This is a genomic window from Polymorphobacter megasporae (genome assembly GCF_018982885.2).
GTDB classification, from domain to species: domain Bacteria; phylum Pseudomonadota; class Alphaproteobacteria; order Sphingomonadales; family Sphingomonadaceae; genus Polymorphobacter_B; species Polymorphobacter_B megasporae.
On sequence record NZ_CP081848.1, the window covers coordinates 1,148,514 to 1,166,059 of the forward strand.

Annotated in this window: 18 protein-coding genes; 9 read left to right on the forward strand and 9 right to left on the reverse strand. The window is 66.4% G+C overall.

Translation table 11 applies throughout. From position 1 onward, the window contains the following. The first annotated feature begins 61 nt into the window (after positions 1 to 61). The 5 genes from KTC28_RS05320 (at position 62) to KTC28_RS05340 (ending at position 3,487) form a co-directional block, all read left to right on the forward strand. Positions 62 to 379 (forward strand): 2Fe-2S iron-sulfur cluster-binding protein, encoded by a 318-nt coding sequence (locus KTC28_RS05320; protein WP_216710541.1) that lies wholly within the window; start codon positions 62 to 64, stop codon positions 377 to 379. Positions 380 to 443: 64 nt separating this feature from the next. Beyond that, positions 444 to 1,652 (forward strand): sensor histidine kinase, encoded by a 1,209-nt coding sequence (locus KTC28_RS05325; protein ID WP_216710540.1) that lies wholly within the window; start codon positions 444 to 446, stop codon positions 1,650 to 1,652. Next, positions 1,649 to 2,443, forward strand: coding sequence for a LytR/AlgR family response regulator transcription factor (locus tag KTC28_RS05330; RefSeq protein ID WP_216710539.1), 795 nt, complete (start codon positions 1,649 to 1,651; stop codon positions 2,441 to 2,443). The genes KTC28_RS05325 and KTC28_RS05330 overlap by 4 nt, the downstream gene beginning before the upstream one ends. Positions 2,444 to 2,577: 134 nt before the next feature. Next, a complete protein-coding gene (locus tag KTC28_RS05335) occupies positions 2,578 to 3,174 on the forward strand; it encodes an RcnB family protein (protein ID WP_216710538.1) in 597 nt (198 codons plus the stop codon). A gap of 67 nt (positions 3,175 to 3,241) precedes the next feature. Continuing rightward, entirely contained in the window at positions 3,242 to 3,487 is a 246-nt protein-coding gene (locus KTC28_RS05340) for a hypothetical protein (RefSeq protein WP_216710537.1), read from the forward strand. 85 nt (positions 3,488 to 3,572) lie between these two features. Here the strand turns inward: KTC28_RS05340 and KTC28_RS05345 are convergent, their stop codons facing one another. Genes KTC28_RS05345 through KTC28_RS05355 form a run of 3 tightly spaced genes read right to left on the reverse strand, consistent with a single transcriptional unit; the run spans position 3,573 to position 7,868 of the window. After that, entirely contained in the window at positions 3,573 to 5,021 is a 1,449-nt protein-coding gene (locus tag KTC28_RS05345; RefSeq protein ID WP_216710536.1) for an efflux transporter outer membrane subunit, read from the reverse strand. Continuing rightward, a complete protein-coding gene (locus KTC28_RS05350) occupies positions 5,018 to 6,625 on the reverse strand; it encodes a DHA2 family efflux MFS transporter permease subunit (protein ID WP_255602293.1) in 1,608 nt (535 codons plus the stop codon). Before KTC28_RS05350 ends, KTC28_RS05345 begins: the two co-directional genes overlap by 4 nt. A 1-nt stretch (position 6,626) precedes the next feature. Beyond that, a complete protein-coding gene (locus KTC28_RS05355; RefSeq protein WP_216710535.1) occupies positions 6,627 to 7,868 on the reverse strand; it encodes an HlyD family secretion protein in 1,242 nt (413 codons plus the stop codon). 79 nt (positions 7,869 to 7,947) lie between these two features. Between KTC28_RS05355 and KTC28_RS05360 the strand changes: the two genes are divergently transcribed. Next, the gene (locus KTC28_RS05360; protein WP_216710534.1) at positions 7,948 to 8,385 is read left to right on the forward strand and encodes a MarR family winged helix-turn-helix transcriptional regulator; all 438 of its coding nucleotides are present in this window, start codon (positions 7,948 to 7,950) and stop codon (positions 8,383 to 8,385) included. Here KTC28_RS05360 and KTC28_RS05365 read toward each other — a convergent pair. Then, positions 8,382 to 9,140: a tetratricopeptide repeat protein gene (locus tag KTC28_RS05365; protein ID WP_216710533.1), complete on the reverse strand. Its 759-nt coding sequence runs from the start codon at positions 9,138 to 9,140 to the stop codon at positions 8,382 to 8,384. The genes KTC28_RS05360 and KTC28_RS05365 overlap by 4 nt on opposite strands. After that, the gene (locus KTC28_RS05370; RefSeq protein WP_216710532.1) at positions 9,140 to 10,711 is read right to left on the reverse strand and encodes a lysine--tRNA ligase; all 1,572 of its coding nucleotides are present in this window, start codon (positions 10,709 to 10,711) and stop codon (positions 9,140 to 9,142) included. The genes KTC28_RS05365 and KTC28_RS05370 overlap by 1 nt, the downstream gene beginning before the upstream one ends. Before the next feature lie 169 nt (positions 10,712 to 10,880). On the opposite strand from KTC28_RS05370, the gene KTC28_RS05375 reads away from it, so the two are divergent. Continuing rightward, positions 10,881 to 12,392 (forward strand): M20/M25/M40 family metallo-hydrolase, encoded by a 1,512-nt coding sequence (locus KTC28_RS05375; RefSeq protein ID WP_216710531.1) that lies wholly within the window; start codon positions 10,881 to 10,883, stop codon positions 12,390 to 12,392. A gap of 36 nt (positions 12,393 to 12,428) precedes the next feature. Here KTC28_RS05375 and KTC28_RS05380 read toward each other — a convergent pair whose 3' ends face one another. Next, complete coding sequence (locus KTC28_RS05380; RefSeq protein WP_216710530.1) at positions 12,429 to 13,010, reverse strand: GlcG/HbpS family heme-binding protein; 582 nt, start codon at positions 13,008 to 13,010, stop codon at positions 12,429 to 12,431. Between the two features lie 199 nt (positions 13,011 to 13,209). Between KTC28_RS05380 and KTC28_RS05385 the strand changes: the two genes are divergently transcribed. Both KTC28_RS05385 and KTC28_RS05390 read left to right on the forward strand, forming a co-directional pair. Continuing rightward, complete coding sequence (locus KTC28_RS05385) at positions 13,210 to 14,043, forward strand: IS5 family transposase (RefSeq protein ID WP_216711713.1); 834 nt, start codon at positions 13,210 to 13,212, stop codon at positions 14,041 to 14,043. 114 nt (positions 14,044 to 14,157) lie between these two features. After that, on the forward strand, positions 14,158 to 14,634 hold the full coding sequence (locus tag KTC28_RS05390; RefSeq protein WP_216709592.1) for a hypothetical protein: 477 nt from the start codon (positions 14,158 to 14,160) through the stop codon (positions 14,632 to 14,634). A 44-nt stretch (positions 14,635 to 14,678) separates the two neighbouring features. Here KTC28_RS05390 and KTC28_RS05395 read toward each other — a convergent pair whose 3' ends face one another. The 3 genes from KTC28_RS05395 to KTC28_RS05405 all read right to left on the reverse strand — a co-directional run bounded on the left by KTC28_RS05395 (position 14,679) and on the right by KTC28_RS05405 (position 17,525). After that, positions 14,679 to 15,929 carry an arsenic transporter gene (locus KTC28_RS05395; protein WP_216709591.1) on the reverse strand — a complete coding sequence of 417 codons (1,251 nt, stop codon included), beginning with the start codon at positions 15,927 to 15,929 and terminating at the stop codon, positions 14,679 to 14,681. After that, positions 15,926 to 17,047 (reverse strand): metallophosphoesterase family protein, encoded by a 1,122-nt coding sequence (locus KTC28_RS05400; RefSeq protein WP_216709590.1) that lies wholly within the window; start codon positions 17,045 to 17,047, stop codon positions 15,926 to 15,928. Before KTC28_RS05400 ends, KTC28_RS05395 begins: the two co-directional genes overlap by 4 nt. Positions 17,048 to 17,207: 160 nt before the next feature. Next, positions 17,208 to 17,525 carry a hypothetical protein gene (locus KTC28_RS05405; protein WP_223132293.1) on the reverse strand — a complete coding sequence of 106 codons (318 nt, stop codon included), beginning with the start codon at positions 17,523 to 17,525 and terminating at the stop codon, positions 17,208 to 17,210. Positions 17,526 to 17,546 lie beyond the last annotated feature (21 nt).

Genomic DNA, 17,546 nt, shown 5'->3' on the forward strand with positions numbered 1-17,546 from the left:
GTCTCGCGGTGACGGACGCGTAATAGGCGCTTGCCTCATCATCCGTCGACAGGTCTACCCCGTGCCCCATATCCTCGTTACCGATCGCGCCGGAACCGAAGCCGAAGTTGCCGCCAAGCCCGGCCATTCGGTGATGGAGATCATCCGCGACGGCGGCTTCGATGAACTCCTCGCGCTGTGCGGCGGGTCGTGCAGCTGCGCCACCTGCCACGTTTATGTCGATCCCGAGTGGTTCGACAAAGTCGGCCCGGCCAATCTCGACGAGGACGACCTGCTCGACAGTTCGGACCACCGCGTCGCGACGTCGCGCCTGTCGTGCCAAATCAATTTCACCCCGGCGCTCGACGGGCTCAAGGTCCGGATTGCGCCGGAAGACTAAGGCCGATCGCCGGGTTCCTCCGGGGAGGTTTCCCAAAACCCCCCAACCCGGTAAACCATCGCCGATGTTGCGCCCCGAACTCCGCCACCAGGGCTTTTTCACCGACAAGAACCGTGCCTTCTGGTTGCTCCAGGGCGGCGGCTGGGGTGGTTATCTGCTCGTGCGGACGCTTGGCGGCCTCGCCAACCGGATGGGGCTGACCTTCGTCCTGCCGACGATCATCGTCACCGCAACGGGTTTTTCGCTGACGCTGCTGATGGCCGCAGCGTATCGGCGGGTCATCACGATGCGCGCCGTTTTCGTCTGGACGTTGACGCTGCTGATCCTCAGCGCGGCGTCGGCGCTGTTCTCGACGCTCGAGGTCTGGGCGCACGCGACCTTCTACGAGCCGGGGTGGAAGCCGCAGGGGATCGAGTTCCTCGGCGCGATCCTGCTCGACTTCTCGGTCCTCGGCGCGTGGAGCGGACTGTATTTCGGCATCAACTATTACCTTCTGCTGGCCGACCAGTCGGCGCGGATGGTCAGTGTCTCGGCGCAGGCGAATTCGGCGCAGCTCGAGATGCTGCGCTACCAGCTGAACCCGCATTTCCTGTTCAACACGCTCAATTCGATCTCGACGCTGGTGCTGCTCAAGCAGACCGAGCGGGCGAACGCGATGCTCAGCCGTCTGTCGTCGTTCCTCCGCTACAGTCTCGTCGGCGAGCGGGAGGGGCTGGCGACGGTCGCGCAGGAAACCGAGGCGCTCAAGCTGTACCTCGACATCGAGCGGACGCGCTTCGAGGAACGCCTGCGCGCGCGTTTCGAGATCGAGCCGCAGGCGATGATCGCGCGGCTGCCGTCGCTGATCCTCCAGCCGATCATCGAAAACGCGGTCAAATATGCGGTGACGCCGAGCGAGGATGGGGCCGACATCGACATCGATATCCGCGTCCTTGGGGCAAACGAGAACCGCCGCCTGATCATCACCGTTGCCGACACCGGCCCGGGGATCGACTTCGCGGCGTTGAACGGCGAGGCCCCGGTGACTACATCGGGAACGGGTGTCGGGTTGCCGAACATTCGCGATCGGCTCGCGCAGGCATACGGCGACGACCATCGGTTCGAGCTCGAACCGAACCTGCCGCGCGGTCTGATCGTGTTGCTGGACTTGCCGTTCCAGACCGACGACGGCAAAACGAGCGACGAGCTTTCGGTGGCAACCGAAGGCGGCCGCATCGATCTGAAGGCGGGGGCGCAGGTACCGGGACAATGGACCAGGGAAAGCGCAGTATGATTCGCACCATCCTCGTCGACGACGAACGCCTCGCGATCCAGGGGCTTGAGCTGCGGCTGGCGCCGTTCGACGACGTCGAGATCGTCGAGCGCTGCGCCAATGGCCGCGAGGCGATCCGCGCGATCAAGACGCTCAAGCCCGATCTCGTCTTCCTCGATATCCAGATGCCGGGCTTCGACGGCTTTTCGGTCGTCGGCGGGCTGGCCGAGGTCGAGCCGCCGCTGTTCGTCTTCGTCACCGCGTACATGCAGCACGCGGTGAAGGCGTTCGAGGCGCACGCCGTCGACTATTTGATGAAGCCGGTCGAGGAGGACCGCCTTGCCGCGACGCTCGACCGGGTCCGCACCCGGCTCGACGAGAAGCGCAGTTGTGAGGAGCGCGAGCGGCTCAAGGATATCCTCGTCCAGGTCGCTCCCGATTCGATGCCCGACGACATGGCGGCGGACGCCGATCCGGCGGCGAATCGCTTCGAGCGGATCATCAACATCAAGGATCGCGGGCAGATTTTCCGCGTCGAGGTCGACGATATCGAACGGATCGACGCTGCCGGCGATTACATGTGCATCTACACCGCCGACCAGACGCTGATCCTGCGCGAAACGATGAAGGACCTTGAGAAGCGCCTCGATCCGCGCCGCTTCCAGCGCGTCCACCGCTCGACGATCGTCAATCTCGACAACGTCAAATCGGTCAAGCCGCACACGAACGGCGAATGCTTCCTCGTCCTCGGTTCGGGAACGCAGATCAAGGTCAGCCGCAGCTATCGGGATGTCGTCGCCCGCTTTCTCTAGCGCGTCGTCCAAGGCACGGTGCAGTAACGAATCGATGAACGCCGGATAACGGCGGAACTCACACGCGGTTCAGGGGTCGTGTGGCAATGCAGATGTCGATGGCAATGTGCCGTCGCGTTAAACAGAGGATTGCCATGCGTACGTTGATCTTGTCCGCGCTCCTGCTGACGGCGGCTGTTCCTGCCTTCGCGCAGGAAGCACCCCGCGATCAGAATTTTGAACATCGGGATGGCGACCACCGGGGTGACAATCGTGGTGGCGACAACCGTGGCGGCGACCAGCGCGGCGGCGATAACCGTGGCGACCAGCGCGGTGGCGACAACCGCGGCGGCGATAACCGTGGTTTCGACAACCGTGGCGGTGATCATCGCGACTTCCGTGGCGGCGACAATCGCGGCGGTTACGGCCAGGGCTATGCCCAGGGCTACCGCCAGGGCGAGCATCGCGGTTGGGGCGACGACCGCCGCAATTTCCAGGCGGCGGAGGGCTATGGCCGCTGGCGTGGCCCGGCGTTCAATTACCCGCGCGGCTATGGCTATCGCTATTACGCCCCCGGCGCATTCCTGCCGCGCGTGTTTTTCGGCGGCAACTACTGGATCGGCAACCCCGGCTACTACCAGCTTCCGCCCGCTTACGGCGGCACGCGCTGGATCCGCGTCGGCCCCGATGCCCTGCTGATCCGCGGCTACGACGGCTATGTCGTCCGCGTCATCCGCGGCATCTTCTACTAATTTACCATTCCTGCGCCGGAGCGATATCGGTTCCGGCGCGTAATGATCTGACCTTTAGGAGAGCATAATGATCAAAAACTTGCTTTTTGCTGCGGCGGCCGTCGCGTCGCTCGGCGCGTCGATCGCTGCGAGCGCGCAGGACCGGATGGACGTCCGTCACGACCGGATGGAAATGCGCCATGACCGCCGCGACTTCCGCCACGATCGGCGCATGATGCGCCACGACCACCGGGAGATGCGCGGCCGCTACTTCTCGAACGGCCGTTATTACCATCACCGCTTTCGCCAGCACGGCCGGTGGATGTACCGCTAGCCGAGGCGCGTGACTGCCGCCCAACGGCGACGGACATGAATGAGACGGCCGGGCCCATCAAGGCCCGGCCGTTTCGCTGTGGGCATCAGGCTTCCCAACCCCCGCCCAACGCCTTGTACAGCCGCGCAAGGTCGGTCAGCAGCGTCGCGTCGGACTGGGCGAGCGTGTTGCGGTTCGACAGTACCGATCCTTGCGCATCGAGCACGGGCTGGAAATCGGTCAGCCCGGTGAGGAAGCTTGCTTGTGCGAGCTGCGTCGCGCGTTCGGCAGCGGCAACACCGCGCCGGAGCTCGGCATTGCGCTTGAGCTCGGCATTATAGTCGGCGAGCGCGTCCTCGACGTCCTGCACCGCGACGAGCATGGTCTTCTTGTACGTCAGCAGCGCCTCGGCCCGGCTCGCCTCGCGCTCGGCGATCACCCCGCGCCGCTTGCCGCCGTCGAAGATCGGGAGCGTGAAAGCCGCGTTCCCCGTCGTCTGGATCGAATTGCGCTCGACCAACGTCGCGAGGCTGGTCGAGATCAGCTCGGCCATGCCCATCAGGTTAAACTTGGGATAGAGATCGGCGGTGGCGACTCCGACGTCGGCGGTCGCGGCGGCGAGCTGGCGTTCGGCGGCACGGACATCGGGACGGCGGCGGAGCAGGTCCGACGGCAGCCCGGCGGGGACCGCCGGCGGCAGCGCGGGAAGCAGTGCGGCAGGATCGAGCTCGGCGGTCAACGCCCCCGGCCCTTCACCGACGAGAACCCCGAGCGCATGGATCTGGTCGCGCGCGCGTGCCTCGAGCTGCGGCAGCGTCGCGGCGACGTTCGACAGCTGAAGCGACTGCTGGCGCTGCGGCAGTTCGGAGACGAGCCCCGCCGACTGCCGCGCGTCGATCAGCCGGAGCGTCGCTTGCTGGCGGATGAGTTCGGCCTTGGCGATCGCGATCTGGCTCTGCAGCGAGCGCAGCATCAGATAGTCCGAAGCAACCTCGGCGACGACGCTGACCTGCATGTCGCGGACGTTCCATTCGGCGGCGGCGGTGCGCGCGCGCGCGCCCTCGATGCCGCGCTGGACGCCGCCGAACAGGTCGACTTCCCATGATGCATCGATGCCGATCGACCAGGTCGTGATCCCGCTGCCGGGCAGCGCGATGCCCTGACCGGGGGTCGAGCCCCCCCCGCCGCCGCTGCCGAACGCGCTGGCCAGCGAGGCGAGCCCCGCGTTCTTGCTGAAGTCGATGCGGTTGACCCCGGCGCTGGCGTTCGCCGATGGCAGCAGCGCCGACCGCGCCTCGCGCTCCTGCGCCCGCGCGCCGGTGATGCGCGTCTTTGCCGTCTGCAGGTCGAGGTTACCTGCGATGGCGCGCATGATCAGCCGGTCGAGCTCGGGATCGTGAAACTGCGTCCACCAATGCGACGGGTCGGCGGTTGCACCCGCGGCCGTCGTCTCGACGAAGCGCGGCGGCACCGGCAGGTCGGGCACCGCGTAGTTCGGTCCGACCTTGCAGCCTGCCACGGCCAGCAGCGATGCAGTGAGGAAAAACCGCTTCATGCCGCGCCTCCTTGGCCGCCCTTGGGGGTCTTCAGCAGGAACACGACCGGCGCGACGCACAAGGTGAAGATCATCAGATCCGCGAAGACGTCGAGATAGCCCATCATCGACGCCTGCCGCTGAACGATCTGGTAGAGTTGCCCAAGCGCGGCCTGCTGCGCCTGCCCTGCCGCCATGCCCGCATTGCGTAGCACCGACTCGATGTTCGACAACCCCGCCGGATAGTTCGGTGCGAGTGGATTGAGATGCTCGACCAGCCGCGACTGGTGGATCTGGGTGCGGTCGCTCAACACCGCCTGGCTCATCGCAATGCCGACCGACCCGCCGAGATTGCGGAAGACGTTGAGCAGCGACGACGCCTCCGACGTCTGCTTCGGCTTGAGCCCGGTGTAGGCGGCGTTGGTGATCGGCACGAACAGGAAGGGCAGCGCGACCGCCTGGAACGCGCGCGACCATGCGACGGTGGCGAAGCTCGCATTGGTGTCGAGCGAGGTCAGGTGCCACAGCGCCGCCGCCGAGACGAGCAGCGCCCCGCCGAGCAGCAGCCGGACGTCGACCTTGCCGACCATGCGGCCAACGATCGGTACCGCGCAGACCGTCGCGATCCCGCCCGCGGTCATCGCCAGTCCGGCGTTGGTCGCGGTGTAATGGAACACCTGCTGGAGCATCTGCGGGATCAGCTGGGTCGAGCCGAACAGGATCACACCGGTGGTGAACATCACCGCGAGCACGGCGGCGAAATTGCGGTTCGCCATCAGCCGGAGGTTGACGATCGGATCCTTGCGCGTGGTTTCCCAGATAACGAGAAAGGCGATCGCGACCGCCGCGACGATGGCGGTTGCGGTAATGAAGCCGCTGCCGAACCAGTCGTCGCGTTCGCCGCGATCGAGGAACAGTTCGAGGCTGCCGAGGCCGATCGCGACGAGCAGGAAGCCAACCCAGTCGACGCTGATGCCCTTTTTTAACAGCGCCTTGCGGTCTTCGACCAAGGCCTTGGGCTCGTCGACGAAGGTGCCGACGAGGAACAGCGACAGCGCTCCGACGGGCACGTTGATCAGGAAGATCCAGTGCCATGAATAGCTGTCGGTAACCCAGCCGCCAATCGTCGGCCCGAGCACCGGCGCGACGATGATGACGAAGGCGTAGGCGGCGAACGCCTGCCCGCGCTTGGCTGGCGGGAATGTGTCGGCGAGCATCGACTGCTCGGACGGGGCGAGTCCGCCGCCGCCGATCCCCTGGAGGATGCGCGCGATGATCAGCGTCTGGATGTTCGGGGAGATGCCGCACAGGAACGACGCCGCGGTGAACAGCACGACCGACAGCATGTAGTAGCGCTTCCGGCCGATGACGTTCGACAGCCACCCCGAGATCGGGATGATGATCGCGTTCGACACGAGATAGCTCGTCAGGACCCATGTCGATTCGTCGGGGGACACCGACAGGCTGCCCCCGATGTGGTCGAGGCTGACGTTGGCGATCGCGGTGTCGAGCACCTCCATGAAGGTCGCGATCGAGATCACGCCGACAATCAGCCACGGCGAGCGATTGCCCGCCGCCGATCGCGACGCGTCCCAGCCGCCGCCACCGCCGCCCGGTCCGGCCAACTCAGCGGACCTTGACGCGCGGGACGACCGACATGCCGGGGCCGACAGGATACGACTGGATACCGGGCGAATCGATCGAGATGCGAACCGGCACGCGCTGGACGACCTTGACGAAGTTGCCCGTCGCGTTCTCGGCGGGAAGCAATTGAAACGCCTGTCCCGCGCCGCGTTGGAACGATTCGACATGGCCATGGAAAGCGACGTCGGGAACGGTGTCGATCGTGATGTCGACCGGCTGGCCGACGCGCATCAGCTTGAGCTGGGTTTCCTTGAAGTTCGCCGTGATCCACAATTTGAGCGGCACGATCGCGAGCATTTCCTGCCCCGGCTGGACGTACGACCCCGGCGAGACGTTGCGGTTGGTCACCCTGCCGACGATCGGCGCGATGATCCGGCTATTGGCGAGATCGACCCCCGTCGCCGCGACCTGTGCGTCGGCGGCACCGATCGCAGTACGGTCGCCGACGACCTGCGCGCGACTGGCCTTGACCTGCGCCTGCGCCTGCGTGACCTGGCGGATCGCGGCATCGCGGCGGCCGCGCGCCGAATTGACCGCCTGGACCGCGGCATCGACCTGCTGCGCGGCAACGGCGGCGGGATCGATCGCCTGTGCCGTACGGTAGCGGGCAAGGTCGGCGAGCGCCTTGTCGAGATCGGCCTGCGGCTGGATGACGTTCGCCCGCGCCGCTGCGACCTGCGCCAGCGAGACGCCGACCTGTGCCTGCGCCTCGACCACGGTTGCGCGCGCCTGCTTCGCCTGCGCGACGAGGCCCTCATATTTGGCCTGCGGCTGAGCGGTGTCGATCACCGCGAGCAGTTCACGCGGGCCGACGATCTGGTTGTCGTCGACCAGCACCTGCCGGACGATGCCAGAAACCTGCGGTGCGACGCGAACGATGTGCCCGTCGATATAGGCATCGTCGGTCGACTCGTACTGCCGCGCGTCGAGCCAATAGAGCACGCCGCCGACGATCGCCGCGATCAGGACGACCGCGATCCCGAGCAGGAGGAGGGGGCGTTCCTTGAGCGGCTTCGGCGGCGGATCACCGTCGTCCTTCTTCTCGCCATCCTTGTTCTCGTCGCCGTCTTTAGCGCCATCCTTCTTCGCGCCGTCGGCACCGCCGTCGCCGTCACGCTTGCCGTCCTGTCCGGCATCGTCGGGCTTGCTGTCGTCGCCCTTGGACGACGGCCGCGCGGTATCCTCGGGCTTGTCGCCAGAATCGGAGTTTTCGGAAGGAGTCATGCTGGCTTTCTAAACGCGTTTATGATATCCAACAAGCATGAACGCCGCCACAATCACGGAATTGTTCGCGACTGCGAGAATGCAACGTCCCGAAGACGCGATCGGCTGCCTGTTGTGGCGCGTCGCGCACCGGCACCAGCGCGAGATGGACCGCGCGCTCGCCGACATCGACCTGACGCATCTCCAGTTCGTCGCGCTCGTCCAGACGGCGTGGCTTAGTCGCGACGGAGCGACGGTGACGCAACCCGATCTCGCCGCGCTGAGCAACATTCACCCGATGCAGTTATCAAACCTGCTCAAGGCCTTGGCTGAAAAGTCGCTGATCTCCCGCCCGCGCAGCCCGACCGATTCGCGGATCAAGCAGGTCGTGCTGACCCCCGCCGGGCTTGCCGCCTTGGCGGAGGCGATGCCGCGCGCGAGCGGCCACCAGCAGCGTTTTTTCGACGACGTGCCGAAAGCCGGCCCCTTGCGCGAGGCACTGCGGCAGATCGTAGCAAGCTGGGGCGACGACCCTTAAGCGGCGAGTTTGCCGAACGGTAACAGCTTGCGCGCCTGCGCCTGCGCACCCTTGAAGTCGCCCGCCGTCAGCGGCGGGATGACCTGCGCCACCGCCTTCTTGAGCAGTGATTCATACACATCGCGCGCCGGATCACGCGCCGCCATCTGGAGCACCTGCAGCGCGCGCGGAGCATTGTCAGGTCCCATGTCGAGCAGGGTCAGGCCATAGAACGCCGCATGAACCGGGTTCTTCGGGTCCTTGGTAAGCGCGGTCTCGAAGTCGGCGATCGCGACCTTGGTGTTCGCCCCCAACAAGGTGCCCGCAAGGAACTTGCCGATCGTCGACACTGCGCCCGCATGCCACCCGCCGAGCGAGGCCCAGGCGAGGCCGTTCGACGGATCGCGTGCGAGAACCGCCTCCATCCGGCTGCGCGTCTCCTTCGCCAGTCCGGGCGACTTGGCGAGCTTGCCGCGATACCCGACCGCCGTCGCCTTCTGGAGTTGTGCGTCGAGGTCGTTCGGCGCGAGTTGCAGCGCCGCGTCGAAGTCATGGTCGGCCTGGTCGATCAGCGTCTTCGCCTTGTCGCGATCGACCGTGTCGAAGCTGGCAACAATGATCGCCGCGCGTCCGGCAAGAACCAGCGATGCCGCAGTTCCCTCGGAGCGTCCCGCCGTCGCCGCTTCGTTGAAACGACCGTCATGAAACAGCGTCGCTGCCGAGGCGAATGCGGCGGTCGACGTCGACAGCAGCAGCGCTGCCAGCAGGGATTTCATCACGTTAACGACTCCGCAATCAGGCCCCGCGCACCCTCCAACCCGTAAAGGGCGATAAACGATCCCATCCGTGGGCCATTACTGGTTCCGAGCAGGGTTTCGTACAGCGCCTTGAACCAGTCGCGCAGCGGGTCGAAACCCGCCGCCTTGCCGGCTTCGTAGACTTCGTTCTGATACGCCTCGGCGTCGGCTCCCGGCCCGATCGCCGCGAGCCGCGCGTCGAGATCGGCGAGCGCGTTAGCTTCGCGGGCATCGGGCTTGCGCCGCGCCAGCGTCGGCACGACGAAGTCGCGCGCATACCGGATCGCGTAATTGACCAGTGCGTCGAGTTCGGGATGCGTCGCCGCGCTCGTCCCCGGGAACGACCGCGAGACATACCCCCACAGCACCGCGGGGTCGCTCGTCCCCGCCACCGTGACAAGGTTGAGCAGCAGCCCGAAGGTCAGCGGCAGGTCGATCGCCGGCGGGTCGCCGCCATGCAAATGGAACGCCGGGTTGCCGAGCCGTTGGTCGACCGGCTGCCCCGGATACGCCGCGGCGAAGGCGAAATATTCGTCGACCGCCTTGGGGATGACGTCGAAATGCAGCCGCTTCGCCTTGCGCGGCGACTGGTACATGTACAGCGCAAGGCTTTCGGGCGCGGCGTACTCGAGCCATTCGTCGACCCCGAGCCCGTTGCCCTTCGACTTCGAAATCTTGCCCCCGGCGGCATCGAGGAACAGTTCATAGTTGAACCCCTCGGGCGGCTTCGCGCCCAAAATCCGCGCGATCCGCCCCGACAGCGTCACCGAGTCGATCAGGTCCTTGCCCGCCATCTCGTAATCGACCCCGAGCGCGACCCAGCGCATCGCCCAGTCGACCTTCCACTGAAGCTTGCAATGGCCGCCGGTGACCGGAACGGTGACGGTGTCGCCGGTCACCGGGTCGGCGTAGCTCACCGTCCCAGCATCGGCGTCGCGCGCGGTCAGCGGTACCTGCAGCACGATCCCGGTGCGCGGGCAAAGCGGCAGGAACGGCGCATAGGTCGCGCGCCGGTCGGGGCCGAGCGTTGGCAGGATCACCCCCATCACCGCGTCGTAATTCGCCAGCACCTTGAGTAAAGTCGCGTCGAACATGCCGCCGCGATAGCAATCGGTCGATGACATGAATTCATAGTCGAAACCGAAACGGTCGAGGAAGGCGCGCAGCCGGGCATTGTTATGCGCGCCAAGGCTCGCGTGCGTCCCGAACGGATCGGGCACCGCCGACAACGGCTGGCCGAGGTGGGCGCGCAGCATCTCCTGCTCGGGCAGATTGTCGGGCACCTTGCGGAAGCCGTCCATGTCGTCGGAAAACGCGACGAGCCGCGTCGGCACGTCGGACAGCACGGCGAACGCCCGCCGCACCATCGTCGTCCGAACGACCTCGCCGAAGGTACCGATATGCGGCAGCCCCGATGGGCCATAGCCGGTTTCGAACAGCACATGCCCTTTCGCCGGCCCCCCCGGATAGCGGTCGAGCAGCTTGCGCGCCTCCTCGAATGGCCACGCCTTGTTGGTCATGGCAGCGGTGCGAATATCGGTGTCGGTCATTGCGGGTGTGTCAACAATTATGACGGGGGAGGCAAGGGGCGGGGTCACCGCAACGTCGAGCACGTCGCGGCAAGCGCTGCGAGAATATCGGTGCTGCCGGGCTTTCATCTTGGCAGACCGAGGGCGCCGTGCTTTCCTGCATTACGACCAAGCCGATCGGGGGATTAGCATGACGACGACGACCGACCGACGGACGATCCTCAAGGGCGCGGCGCTCGGGGCGGCGCTGGCAATCCCGGGTGCGGTGCTCGCCGATGCCGATCCCGCGCTGCGTCGCGCGGTCGCGGCCGGACACGACGCCGCGATCCGGCGGCTGCGCGACTGGATCGCGCTGCCGACGATCGCCGCCGAAAAGCGCAACATCGAGGAGGGCTGCAAATACATGATGCAGCTCGCGACCGATGCCGGCTTCGAACACGTCGAGCGGGTGCCGACCGACGGCGTACCCGGGGTGTTCGCGACGATGGACAACGGCGCGAAGAAGACGCTCGCGCTGTATTTCATGTACGACGTCAAGCAGTTCGACCCCGCCGAATGGTCGTCGCCGCCGCTTGAGGGGAAGATCGTCGACCGGCCTGGGCTCGGCAAGGTCATGATCGGCCGTGGTGCGACCAACCAGAAGGGGCCCGAGGCGGTCGTTCTCGCGGCGCTTCATGCGTACAAGGCCGCCGGGCGCAAGCCGCCGGTCAACCTTGTCCTCGTCGCCGAGGGCGAGGAGGAGATCGGCTCGCCGCATTTCCCGCAGATCGTCCGGCGCCCCGACATTCTTGCCGCGCTCAAGCCGTGCGTCGGCGCGATCATTCCGTCGGGGTGGCAAAACCCGGTCGACGGCGGCGTCGTCGTCAACCTCGGCGCGAAGGGCATCGTCGAACTCGAACTCGTCGCGTCAGGCGAGAAATGGGGGCGCGGGCCGGCGAAGGACCTCCATTCGAGCAACAAGGCGATCGTCGACAGCCCGGCGTGGCACCTTGTCGAGGCGCTCGCGACTTTGGTCAGCGCCGACGGCAACACACCCGTCATCGACGGCTGGTTCGACCGCGTCCGCCCGCTTACGGCGCGCGAAAAGGCGCTGATCGCGGACTCGGCGGCGAAGCGTGATCCGGCGGAGGCGATGCGCGGCATGGGCATCAAGCATTTCGTCGGCGACCTCAGCTGGCCGCAGGTGCTCGAACGCGAAGCAGCGATGCCGACGGTCAACATCGAGGGGCTCGTCGCGGGCTATACCGGCCCCGGCGGCAAGACGATCCTGCCGTCGCGCGCGGTCGCCAAGCTCGATCTGCGCCTCGTGCCCGGCCAGACGAAGGACGACTGCGTCACCAAGCTCAAGGCGCATCTCGCCAGGCGCGGCTTCGGCGACATCGAGGTCAATGTCAGCGGCGGCTACGACCCGACCGAGACGAGCGAATCCTCGACGCTGATCAGGGCCGAACTCGCATCCTACGCCCGCGCCGGGGTCAAGACATCGGTCTATCCGCGCCTGTCGGGGTCGTGGCCGGGGTTCGTCTTCACCTCGCCGCCGGTGTCGCTGCCCGCCGGCCAGTTCGGCTTCGGGCACGGCAACGGCGCCCACGCGCCCGACGAATATATGCTGATCGACAGCAGCAACCCGAAGGTCCTCGGCTTCGACGACGCCACGCTCGGCTTTATCGATTTCTTTGCGGAAGTCGCTGCAGTCGGCTGAGGCGGCCGCAGGGGGCGCGTCCGACCGCCTTCACTGTTACCGCGCCGGAGGCGCGGTGAGGGAACCGAGACGCGCGGAGATGCGCGCGAGGCCGGCGGCGGCGCACGCCTCGTCCTTGTCACCGCCCGGAGCCCCGCCGACGCCGACCGCGCCGATGGCCTCGCCGTCGACCTTCACTGCCACCGCACCGGCAAGGAGCAGTATGTCGGGGAGCGTCGCGAAGGCTCCGGCGGCGGGGCTGACGCGAAGCGCAGCGACGCCGTCGCTCAGCCGGTCGAACCCGAAAACGGGCCCGAGCGTCACCTGGGTGTAAGCCTTGCGGAAGCTGGAGTCGCGGGTGTGGATCGTGCTGTGGTCGCCCTTCAGCTGGACGCGAACCACGCCCTCGGCATCGACCACCGTCACGGTCACGGGCCAGCCCCGCCGGGCGCAGACATGCACCGCCTCGCTCGCCGCCTCGACCGCGAGGTCGAGCGGGAGGATGCGGTCGGCGTGCTGGACTTGGGCGATGGCTGGCGCGGCGCCAGCAAGGAGCGCAGCGGCTGCCAGCATCGTTGCGCGGCTCACCCGTGCCCCGGCAACCGGCGTTCGGGACGCGTTGTGGGTGGTCTGGGTCACGGCGGGTTCCTCGATGTGGCCCGGCATCGCGCCGGTGACGACGGGGTATGAGCTTCCGCATCGAAGCAGTATCCGCTTAGATCGGGAGCTATGCTCCTGAAAAATGGAAGATAGCGGCCTTAGAGCCTGAACGAAAAGTAGTTGAGCGATACCAGTAGGTTGTGATTCACCGTCGTTGTCGAGACGATAGGAGAAGAACTTGCCTTGGACTGATACCGCTCGCCGTCAGCATATGCGCAAGGGGGGGCGCTATCCAAGCGATTTACGGGATGCGGAATGGGCGTTGATCGAGCCGCTGTTTCCGGCAGCCCGCAGCGGCGGGCGTCGTCGCACGACCTGCCTTCGGGCGGTGATGGATGCGATCATGTATATTGCGTCGAGCGGTTGCGCCTGGCGGATGCTGCCCAAATGCTTTCCGGCGACGTCGACAGTGCGCGGCTATTTCTACAGCTGGCGGGATAGTGGGCTGCTGACGACAATCAACCACTTGCTGGTAATGGCAGCACGCGAACAGGCCGGCCGCGAGGCCTCACCCAGTGCTGGCGTTATCGACAGCCAATCGGTCAAAACAACGGAAAGCGGCGGAATTTGCGGCTATGACGCCGGCAAGAAGGTGAAGGGCCGCAAACGCCATATCATCACCGATACCTGCGGCTTTCTGGTGTTTATCCTGGTCCATGCCGCCGACATTCAGGACCGCGACGGCGCTGTCGATGTCCTCAAAGCCATCCGTTTCCGTTTCCCGTTCCTGCGCCATGTGTTTGCCGATGGTGGCTATGCCGGTGACAAACTCAAGGCCGCGCTTGAAGGCCATGGCAGCTGGACCCTCGAAATCATCAAGCGCTCCGATACCGCCAAGGGCTTTGTGCTTTTGCCCCGCCGTTGGGTTGTCGAGCGGACCTTCGCGTGGCTGGGCCGCTGCCGACGTCTCGCCAAAGACTGGGAGCGATCCATCGAAAGCGCCACGGCATGGGCAACCATCGCCAGCATCCGAATGCTCACACGCAGAATCGCAAGGCTCTCAACTCATTGATGTACTTTTGAATCGGGCTCTTAGTGGAGTGCCGTTCGCATCGCACACGCGCTCTCTACACTTGGCATGACTTGGCCGGTTCGATATCTCAGCAAGACGACGGGAGATCGAACGATGGTTGCGCAGCTGATCCAAGGTGTAGCGTTGAACAACAGATCGCCGGTCGGCGGCATGCGCAACTACGATACCAATTGCGTTGCAATGGCGTTTTCCAAGGTGCTGGGCATCGGCGTCAATGCCACCGTCAACCTGTTGGTGTCGCGAGGCTGGGTTCCTGACGGGATCGCTTTGGAGAACGACGGAGCCATCTTGCGCATCGTCGCCGGTTTGCCGTTGGCCGAAGTGACGCGGGACGAGAAGTGGAGCGACCTCAAGCTTCGGATGAGCACACTCGCGGCCGGGCGCTATTTCGCGTGCAACACCAAGGCGGCCAAATTTAACACGCCCGCCAGTAACGGACATGCTTTCGCGATCATCCGCCATGCCAACGGCGGCTGGGGTACGGCAGCAAACAACGCCGAGCGGACCGGGGTCAGCTACGCATCGGCGATTGGCGAGTCGAATTCGATCAGCGTCTGGGGGCCAGCTTAAATCTCACACTGCTTCGCAGCCGGTTCGTTCGCGCGGAATCCGTATCAACCAAGTAACAGCCTTGTGCCGAGCGCCGCAGCGAGCGCCGGGATCATGGTGACCGAGCCGACTTTCAGGAACTTCCAGAAGCCGACGTCCTCACCCTCGCGGCGGATCGCCTGAAGCCACAGGATCGTCGCGAGGCTGCCGGTGATCGACAGGTTGGGGCCGAGGTCGACGCCGATTAACAGCGCGTCGACCATCAGGCGCGGGGGATGCGCCTGCGCGACGGCGGTGCTCGCGACGAGCCCGGCGGGCAGGTTGTTCATCAGGTTCGACGCGAAGGCGAGCACCGTTCCCGACAGCGCCGCGCCGCGGACCGGATCGGCCGCCAGCGCCTTCAGGGCATCGGCGACGTGCCTGATCACGCCGGTGCGGTCGAGCGCCTCGACCAGCACGAACAGCCCGGCGACTAGCGGCAGCACACTCCATGAAACCGCCTTGGCCAGTTCGAACGGCGAGCGCTTCGCCAGTGCGCAGACCCCGAGCGTCGTCGCCAGCCCCGCGAGGCAGGTCGGCAAGCCCAGCGGCAGGTCGAACGCCGACATCGCGATCAGCAGCACCGCCGTCGCGACGATGCCAGCGAACGCCGCCTTGCCACCGGCGGACAGCGGTTCACGCTCGGCGTCGCTCTCGCAGGTGCCGGTGATCCGCTCGCGCTCGATCCAGCGCAGCGCGAAGAACGTCACCACGATCGCGGCAACCGACGGCAGCCCGAACGAGGCGAACCACTGACCCAGCGGGGGCATCTTTCCGCCGTAGAGGACGAGATTGGCGGGGTTGGAGATCGGCAGCACAAAGCTCGCGGCGTTGGCGATCAGTGCGCAGGCGAACAGCAGCGGCAGCGGATTGGCTTTAGCCTTTTTCGCCGCGGCGAAGACCGCCGGGGTCAACACCACCGCGGTCGCATCGTTCGACAGGAAGGTCGTGGTGACGATCCCGGTGGCATAGACGAGCAGGAACAGTCGCGGGGTCGAGCCTTTGGCGTGGTTTGCCGCGGTCGCCGCGACCCAGTCGAACAGTCCTTGCTCGCGCGCGGTCTCGCTCAGCAGCATCATGCCGATCAGGAACAGATAGACGTCCATGCCCTTGCCGACCGCGCCCAGCGCCGCGTCGGGCGGCATCAGCCCCAACAGCAACAGCAGCATCGCGCCGGTCACCGCCCAGATCGCCTCGGGCCATTTGAACGGGCGCGTGATCACGCCCGCGGTGGCGGCGGCGCAGATCCCCCACGTGGCGCCGGTGGCAAGCATCACAGGTGCATTCCATTCTTGTTCGGGCCGAGCTGGGTGCCGTCGATCCCGTGTTCGGGCCACGCGCCGATCGCGTGAATGTCGCGTCCCGGAGCGATCGGCGGGGCCCGGCGGGGGACTTCGTCGATCGGGCGAACGAGGATGCGGACGATGTCGCGGTCGGTGGCGGTCGCCACGACCAGCTCGTGGCAGCCCGACGGCAAAGTGATGTTCGCCCGCCACAAGAACGTGCCGGGAATTGCCTCCATCGCCACGGCATCGCTGCCGCCCGCGGAAAGCGTCACCGGACCATCGACGCGTCCGAAGACTTTGGCGACGATCTCGACCGGGCCGGGGCGGGGCACTTGCTGGGGGTCGGCGGGGCGCGTCACCATCCGGTAGTCGGCGGGTGCGACGATCTGCACGAACGGCCAGTCGCCGCCGAGCCGCTTGAAGCGCCAGCTCGGTACGCGGTCGTGGACGGTCACGATCGAGAAGCCCGGACGTCCGCCGTCTTCCTCGATCTGGCCGGTCGACCGCGTCGCGCCATAGACGACGCGACCGTCGTTCAGCAGCTCGTTATAATGGGTATGGCCGGTGTCGACGAAGGCAACACGTGCATCGGCGAAGATCTGCGCGATCTCGTCGCCGTCGGCGGCAAGGTCGCCGGGATAGGCGTGCATGAACACAAGTGGTGTCTGCCCCTCCGCCTCGGCGCGGGCAAGTTCGCCGAGCAGGCGATTGCGATGATGCATCGTCAGCCGGAAGTCGGGGCCGCCCGCTCCGGCGGAAATGACGTCGAGGTAGATGCAGCGATGGCCTGCGATGACCTCCACCTCGGGGCGGTGGCCCTTGGCGAACGCAGCTTCGTACGTCGCAAGGTCGCCGCCCTCGAAGTCATGGTCTCCCGGGATCACGCGCCACGGGAAGTCGAGCCCCGCGAGTGTCTCGACAATCGCACGATATTGCGCCGGGGTTGCATGGTTGGCGTTGTCGCCAGGCAGGAAGGCGAAATCGATCGCGCCACGCAGATACGTGTTGGCCTCGTCGACGATGCGCGCGAGCCGGTCGCGGCTGACCATGTCGTCGGCTTCGTCCATGTGGAGGTCGCCGATGTGCAGCCAGCTGATCGATCCGCTCATACCGGAAGCCCCTGTTGCAATTGCTTCGTCTCGCCTGTTGCGCCCGGTTTCCAGCCTGAAGACGGAATTCCCGGCCATCGAATATTGCAGGATCGCGATGTTCCGCGTGCCCGGACGTGAGTACGCGTCCGGCGGCAAGCCGGACGCGCACTCCGCCGGATCAGCCCCGCGGCGGCGGGGGCGGCGGCACGGCACCGCAGCCGGGCGGCGGCGGCGGCGGGGCAGGCGACCGCGTGTCGCCACGCCGGCCGTGCCGCGGCGGCCGGGGCGCATCGACACCGCGTGCACCGGGAGGCGGCGGGGGCGGCGTCATCATGCCGGCGGGTCCGTCGGCGCGGCAGGGACCCCCGGGCGGCGGCGGCGGTGGCATGTCACGGGTGGCGGCGTCGCGCGGGGGCGGCGTCTGGGCGCTGGCGGGACCGGCAAGACCAGCCAGTGCCAACGTCGCGATCGCCACGCCGGAGAGTATGATCCTCATGGGCTGTTTCCTCTAACTGCA